This window comes from Micromonospora phytophila (assembly GCF_023656545.1).
In the GTDB taxonomy this organism is placed as follows: Bacteria; Actinomycetota; Actinomycetes; order Mycobacteriales; family Micromonosporaceae; genus Micromonospora; species Micromonospora phytophila.
Window position 1 is genome coordinate 1 of record NZ_JAMOKF010000302.1, and the last position, 6,810, is coordinate 6,810.

The following is a 6,810-nucleotide window of genomic DNA, read 5'->3' on the forward strand; positions in this document are numbered from 1 at the left end:
CGAGCGGACCGCCGAGCGGGCGGACCGCCGAGCGAGCCGGTCACACCCCGGCCGGCCGAGCGACCCGTCACCGCACAGCCGGCCGGGCGACCAGGGCCGCTGCCGGCGGACGAGCCGGGCCGTCCCCGGAGACACAGAAAGGCCGGCCGCCCGGGGTGCGGGTCGGCCGGCCGGTTGCCCGGTCAGCGGGGGATGATCAGGGCCATCGCCTCGGCGCGCGACTTGGCGTCGTGCTGGAGGGTGCCCCGTACCGCCGAGGTGATGGTCTTGGCGCCGGACTTCTGGATGCCGCGCATCGCCATGCACATGTGCTCGCACTCGAGCACCACCACCACGCCGCGCGGCTGGAGCTTGCTCATCAGCAGGTCGGCGATCTGCGAGGTGAGCCGCTCCTGCACCTGCGGCCGGCGGGCGAAGACCTCCACCAGCCGGGCCAGCTTGGACAGGCCGGTGATCCGCCCGTCGGGCCCGGGGATGTAGCCGATGTGGGCGCTGCCGCGGAACGGCAGCAGGTGGTGCTCGCAGAGGCTCATCATGTCGATGTCCCGGACGAGCACCAGTTCCTCGTGGTTGGCCTCGAACGTGGTGCTGAGCACCTGGGCCGGGTCGACCCGGAGGCCGGCGAAGAGTTCGGCGTACGCCCGCGCCACCCGGGCCGGGGTCTGCTGGAGGCCGTCGCGGTCGGGGTCCTCGCCGACCGCGATCAGGATCTCGCGGACCGCCTTCTCGATCCGCCCGAGGTCCATGGTGTCCTCAATGGGGCGGCCGGTGAGCTTGCCGCTGATCAGACGCGCGGCGACGTAGTCGAGCGCGTCGTCCCCGTCCGGCTCGGTTGCGGAGACGGCCAGCCCCCGGTGGTCCCGGGAGCTGGCCGTCGGGTCGATGCTCAGTGCGTACCGTCCGAGTTGTTCGAGTTGTTGGCGGACGGACCGCCCACCGTCGCCTGGGCGCCGTCGGCCTGGGCCTGCACCTTCAGCGCCTCCTTCTCCGCCGGCGTGAGCACGGGCGGCTCGGTGGAGGGCTGGCGCTTGCCGAAGCCGTTGTACGGCGCCATCGGCGGCCGCTTGGCCACCCGGGCGCAGATCCGGGCCATGTCGGCGGTGGAGAGGGTCTCCTTCTCCATCAGCTCCAGCACGATGTTGTCCAGGACGTCCCGGTACTCCACCAGGATCTCCCAGGCCTCGTCGTGGGCCACCTCGATCAGCGCCCGCATCTCGCCGTCGATCTCGGCCGCCACCACGTCGGAGTAGTCCCGCTCGTGGCCCATGTTGCGGCCGAGGAACGGCTCGTCGCCGCTGGTGCCGTACTTGATCGCGCCGAGCTTGGAGCTCATGCCGTACTGGGTGATCATCGCCCGGGCCAGCTGGGTGGCCTTCTCGATGTCGTTGCCGGCGCCGGTGGTCGGCTCGTGGAAGACCAGCTCCTCGGCGGCCCGACCACCCAGCGCGTACGCCAGGGTGTCGACCATCTCGGCGCGGGTCTGGGTGTACTTGTCCTCGGTGGGCAGCACCAGGGTGTGACCCAGCGAGCGACCGCGGGACAGGATCGTCACCTTGTGCACCGGCGCGGCGTGCGGCAGCGCCCAGGCGACCAGCGCGTGGCCACCCTCGTGGTACGCGGTGATCTTCTTCTCCTGGTCGCTCATCACCCGGGTCCGGCGCTGCGGACCGGCGATCACCCGGTCGATCGACTCCTCCAGGGAGTCGTTGGTGATCGCCCGCTGGTCCTTGCGGGCGGTGAGCAGCGCGGCCTCATTGATCACGTTCGCCAGGTCGGCGCCGCTGAAGCCGGGGGTACGCCGGGCCACCGCGTCGAGGTCGACGTCGGGGGTGAACGGCTTGCCCTTCCCGTGCACCCGCAGGATCGCCTTGCGGCCCTCCATGTCGGGGGCGTCCACCGGGATCTGCCGGTCGAAGCGGCCCGGGCGCAGCAGCGCCGGGTCGAGGATGTCCGGCCGGTTGGTGGCGGCGATCAGGATGACCCCGCCCTTGACGTCGAAGCCGTCCATCTCGACGAGCAGCTGGTTGAGCGTCTGCTCGCGCTCGTCGTGGCCGCCGCCCATACCGGCGCCGCGGTGCCGGCCGACGGCGTCGATCTCGTCGACGAAGACGATCGCCGGGGCGTTCGCCTTGGCCTGCTCGAAGAGGTCGCGGACCCGGCTGGCGCCGACACCGACGAACATCTCCACGAAGTCCGAGCCGGAGATGGAGTAGAACGGCACCCCGGCCTCGCCGGCGACCGCGCGGGCCAGCAGCGTCTTACCGGTACCGGGCGGGCCGAAGAGCAGCACGCCCTTGGGGATCTTCGCGCCGAGGGCCTGGTACTTCGCCGGGTTCTGCAGGAAGTCCTTGATCTCGTGCAGTTCCTCGACGGCCTCGTCGGCGCCGGCCACGTCCGCGAACGTGGTCTTCGGCGTGTCCTTGGTGATCATCTTCGCCTTGGACTTGCCGAAGTTGAGCACGCGGGAGCCGCCGCCCTGCATCTGCGACATGAAGAAGAGCAGCAGGAGCACCAGCAGGGCGATCGGGAGCAGGTTGACCAGCAGGCTCACCCAGATGCTGTCGGACGACACCTTGGCGTCGGCCGGGCCGGTGACCCGGTTGTTCGCCTTGGCCTCGAGGACCTCGTTCCAGACCTCGTCGCCGACCTCGTAGGGGAACTGCGCCTCGATCTTGTCGGTGGTGGTGTCACCGAACTTGATCTTCTCGGCCAGGTCGAGCTGGATCGTCTGTTCCTTGTCCTGGAAGACGACCTTGTCGATCTTGGGCTGGTCCGTGTTGAGCTGGTCGAGCGCAATGGAAGTGTCCACGCGGTGGTAGCTGGGACCAGCGGTGAACAGTTGACTGAGCACAACGGCGCCGAGGATGACCAGGATGATCCAGACCACCGGTCGGCGGAAGAAACGCGTACGTTCCATGCTGTAGTCGAGCGCCAAGGCGCCCGCATCCTCCTGATCGACGTCCTGACCGTCTGATGGTGTCGCCGCCGGTGGCGGCGGCCGGAGCCGCCGTGCGGGCCGGCCTCGACCCCGGGGCGCGATAACTGCCGCGCCGCGGTCATTCGACGGTACACCGTTCGTGCCAGATGTGAGCTTGCGAGCCCAGCAGTTACGCGTACGGCGAACCGGGGTTTCAGCCGGCGTGGCGGAAGCTCCCCACCCGGCCACCCGACCGCCCGGTCACGCGGTTCGAAGGGTCGGGCGTGGAGGGTGCCTCCACGCCACCGACCTATACCGTAGACCGGTGAGCTGAGAACCCGCTGAACGTCGGCTCGATGGGTGCCGATGAGAGTGGGGCTCAGGCCCGGGCGTACACCTCGGGCTTGAGCACGCCGACGAAGGGCAGCTCGCGGTAGCGCTCGCCGAAGTCGAGGCCGTAGCCGACGACGAACTCGGTCGGGATGTCGAAGCCGACGTACTTCACGGGGACCGGCACCTTGACCGCGTCCGGCTTGCGGAACAGCGCGACCACCTCGACGCTCGCCGCGGAGCGGGACTCCAGGTAGCGCAGCAGCCAGGAGAGGGTCAGCCCGGAGTCGACGATGTCCTCGACCACGACAACGTGCCGGCCGGCGATGTCCCGGTCCAGGTCCTTGAGGATGCGGACCACGCCGGAGGAGGTCGTGCCCTGGCCGTAGGAGGAGATGGCCATGAAGTCCAGCTCGGCGGGGGGTCCCTGCCGGCCGAGCGCCCGGGCGAAGTCGGCCATGAACATCACCGCGCCCTTGAGCACGCAGACCAGCAGGAGCCCGTCATCGACGTCGGCGTAGTCCGCCGAGACCTGCTTGGCGAGTTCCGCGGTCTTCTCGCGGATCTGCGTCTCAGAGATGATCACGTGGTCGATGTCGGCGTCGTACCAGGAGCCGTCAGCCATGACTCCTAGCCTGCCGTACGCCGGATGGCCTCCGTCGGCGGGGCCGCCCCTTTTGGCGCGGTCCCGCCCGGGATTTTTCCCACGAAAGCTGACCAATCACCTCAGCAGGTACGCGACCGCCACCGGCGGCCGTCGTCGGTCGGCTTCCAGTCGGCCGAGTCCCGGCTGTCGGCGGTCAGGCCGGCGGCGGAGACCACCGCGAGCAGGACGAGGAAGAGCAGGAACAGCAGAAACTCCATGGCGGCGCTCACTTTCGCGTGTTTGCTGTCGGTTTCGCCGCCGGTGCGCACCGGACTGAACCCAGTCTGCGCGGGTCGCCACGAGTCGGACAGTGGCAGGAATGCCACTGCCCCTCGATTTCCTGCCACTGCTGCGGTTACCCTCGTCACATGCTCCGATCAGTCGCCGTTCTCGCCCTGGACGGGGTCGCCACCTTCGAACTCGGCGTGCTCACCGAGGTCTTCGGCACCGACCGGACGGACGACGGGTTCCCCGGCTACCGCTTCCAGGTGTGCAGCCCCGACGGCCGGACGGTGCGGACCTCCTCCGGTTTCCACCTGACCCCACACGCCGACCTCGGCCCCGTCGAGGGGGCGGACCTCGTCGCCATCCCCGCCCACCAGCACCGCACCACCACCCCCGAGTGCGTGCTCGGCGCGCTGCGCCGGGCCGCCGCGCGGGGGGCGTGGCTGTTCAGCGTCTGCTCCGGCGCGTTCATGCTCGGCGAGGCGGGGCTGCTCGACGGCCGGGAGTGCACCACCCACTGGCGGTACGTCGACGAGCTGCAACGCCGGCACCCGAGCGCGCGGGTGCGGTGCAACTCGCTCTACGTGCAGGACGGCCGGCTGCTCACCAGCGCCGGCACGGCGGCCGGCATCGACGCCTGCCTGCACCTGGTCCGGCAGGAGCACGGCTCCACCACCGCCACCCGGCTGGCCCGCCGGATGGTGGTCCCCCCGCACCGCGACGGCGGGCAGTCCCAGTACGTCGAGGCGCCCATCCCGAAGGCCCCCGAGGCGCCCACCCTGGAGCCGGTGCTGGAGTGGTTGATGGGGCACCTCGACCGGCCGGTGACCGTCGACGAGCTGGCCGAGCGGTCGGGCATGGCCCCGCGCACCTTCGCCCGCCGGTTCCGCGCCGAGACCGGCACCACACCGCACGACTGGCTGACCAACCAGCGGGTGCTGCTGGCCCGGCGGCTGCTGGAGGAGACCCGGTTGAGCGTGGAGGAGGTCGCCGACCTGTCCGGCTTCGGCGACGGGGCCGCGCTGCGGCACCACTTCGTCCGCCGGGTCGGCGCGACCCCGCACAGCTACCGGACCACCTTCCGGGACCGGGTGGAGGCCTGAGCGCGGTCAGAAGCCGCCCGTCGCCCCGTCCGTCCGGGATTCCGAGCCGGCGACGTAGCCGCCGTCCGGCGTGCGCCAGATCGCCTGGCCGTACCCGAAGACCCCCGGCTCGTCCGCGACGGTGATCCGGTGGCCACGGGCGCGCAGCTCGGCCACCGCGTCCCGACCCTCGGCGGTGGCGACCAGCTCCGGTTCGACGAGCAGCGACCGCCCGGCGTGCCAGTACCAGCGCGGCGCGTCCAGCGCCGCCTGCGGGTCGAGGCCGCCGTCCAGGGTGGCCGAGACCAGCTGCACGTGCCCCTGCGGTTGCATGTGCCCGCCCATCACCCCGAACGGCCCCACCGGCTCGCCGCCGCGGGTGAGGAAGCCGGGAATGATGGTGTGGAACGGGCGCTTGGCCGGCGCCACCACGTTCGGGTGCGCCGGGTCCAGTCGGAAGCCCAGACCCCGGTTCTGCAGCGCGAAGCCGTGCCCGGGGAGCACCACGTGCGAGCCGAAGGCCAGGTACGTCGACTGGATCAGGCTGACCATCATGCCGCCGGCGTCGGCGGCGCAGAGGTAGACCGTGCCGCCGCGCTCCGGGTCCCCGGCGGTGGGCTCCCCGGCCCGGTCGCCGATCAGCGCCCGGCGGGCCGCCGCGTAGCCGGGTGAGAGCAGCGCCTCCGTCGGCACCACCGCCCGCTCCGGGTCGGCGACGTGGGCGTGCGCGTCGGCGAAGCCGAGCTTCACCGCCTCGATCTGGCGGTGCAGCCGCTCGGCCGGCGGCAGCGCGGCGAGCTCCGTGCCGTCCAGGATCTGCAGGGCGAGCAGCGCGGCCAGGCCCTGCCCGTTCGGCGGCAGCTCCCAGACCTCGTGCCCCCGGTAGCGGGCGTGCCCGGGGTTCACCCAGGTCGAGGTGTGCCCGGCCAGGTCGTCACCGGTGAGGAAGCCGCCGGTGCGGGCGGCGTACGCGTCCAGCGCGTCGGCGATGCCGCCGGAGTAGAAGTCCTCCGCCCCGGTCTCGGCGATCCGCCGCAGCGTCGCCGCCGCCTGCGGGTTGCGCCACCGCTCGCCGGGGCGGGGCGCCCGGCCGCCGGGCGCGAACACCCGCCCGAACTCGGCGTACTCATCACCGGTCAGGCCGGCGTGCGCGGCGAGCGCGCGGGACCACGCCGCCGCCACCCCGGCGGAGACCGGGTGGCCGTGCTCGGCGTAGCCGATCGCGTCGGTGAAGAGCTCGGCGAAGGGCAGCGAGCCGAACCGGTCGTGCAGGTCCCGCCAGCCGGCCGGCGCGCCGGGCACGGTCACCGGCAGCCAACCGCGGGCGGGCATCGTCGGGCCCTGCGACTGGGCGCCGCCGAGCGCGTCGACCGGCGTCCCGCCCCGCCCGCCGGTCGCGGTGAGGACCAGTTCCCGGGTCAGCGCCGCCGGTGACCGGCCGGAGGCGTTCAAACCGTGCAGCCGCTCGCCGTCCCAGACGATGGCGAACAGGTCGCCGCCGATGTCGTTGGACGGGGGCTGCACCACCGTCAGGGTGATCGCGGTGGCCAGCGCGGCGTCGACGGCGTTGCCGCCGCGCCGCAGCACGGCCAGGCCGGCCGCCGCGGCCA

General features: G+C 72.1%; 6 protein-coding genes. 1 reads left to right on the forward strand and 5 read right to left on the reverse strand.

Features of this window, described 5'->3' with window-relative positions; genetic code table 11:
- Positions 1–182 precede the first annotated feature (182 nt).
- The 4 genes from folE to NCC78_RS25440 all read right to left on the reverse strand — a co-directional run bounded on the left by folE (position 183) and on the right by NCC78_RS25440 (position 4,111).
- The gene (gene folE / locus NCC78_RS25425; RefSeq protein WP_250797598.1) at positions 183–848 is read right to left on the reverse strand and encodes a GTP cyclohydrolase I FolE; all 666 of its coding nucleotides are present in this window, start codon (positions 846–848) and stop codon (positions 183–185) included.
- Positions 849–886: 38 nt separating this feature from the next.
- The gene (gene ftsH, locus NCC78_RS25430) at positions 887–2,917 is read right to left on the reverse strand and encodes an ATP-dependent zinc metalloprotease FtsH (RefSeq protein WP_250797590.1); all 2,031 of its coding nucleotides are present in this window, start codon (positions 2,915–2,917) and stop codon (positions 887–889) included.
- A 379-nt stretch (positions 2,918–3,296) separates the two neighbouring features.
- Positions 3,297–3,872, reverse strand: coding sequence for a hypoxanthine phosphoribosyltransferase (hpt, locus tag NCC78_RS25435; protein WP_250797592.1), 576 nt, complete (start codon positions 3,870–3,872; stop codon positions 3,297–3,299).
- Between the two features lie 101 nt (positions 3,873–3,973).
- Complete coding sequence (locus NCC78_RS25440; RefSeq protein WP_250797594.1) at positions 3,974–4,111, reverse strand: hypothetical protein; 138 nt, start codon at positions 4,109–4,111, stop codon at positions 3,974–3,976.
- Positions 4,112–4,261: 150 nt separating this feature from the next.
- Here NCC78_RS25440 and NCC78_RS25445 point away from each other — a divergent pair, with 150 nt between their 5' ends.
- The gene (locus tag NCC78_RS25445) at positions 4,262–5,221 is read left to right on the forward strand and encodes a GlxA family transcriptional regulator (protein WP_250797595.1); all 960 of its coding nucleotides are present in this window, start codon (positions 4,262–4,264) and stop codon (positions 5,219–5,221) included.
- A gap of 6 nt (positions 5,222–5,227) precedes the next feature.
- On the opposite strand, the gene NCC78_RS25450 is transcribed toward NCC78_RS25445, so the two are convergent.
- Positions 5,228–6,810: gamma-glutamyltransferase family protein (locus NCC78_RS25450; RefSeq protein WP_250797596.1), on the reverse strand; the 1,583-nt coding region annotated here is incomplete at its 5' end.

Coding starts and splice junctions, on each gene's coding strand:
- hpt (WP_250797592.1), bottom strand. CDS start 3,872: ATGGCTGACGGCTCCTGGTACGACGCCGACATCGACCACGTGATCATC.
- NCC78_RS25440 (WP_250797594.1), bottom strand. CDS start 4,111: ATGGAGTTTCTGCTGTTCCTGCTCTTCCTCGTCCTGCTCGCGGTGGTC.
- NCC78_RS25445 (WP_250797595.1), top strand. CDS start 4,262: ATGCTCCGATCAGTCGCCGTTCTCGCCCTGGACGGGGTCGCCACCTTC.
- ftsH (WP_250797590.1), bottom strand. CDS start 2,917: ATGGAACGTACGCGTTTCTTCCGCCGACCGGTGGTCTGGATCATCCTG.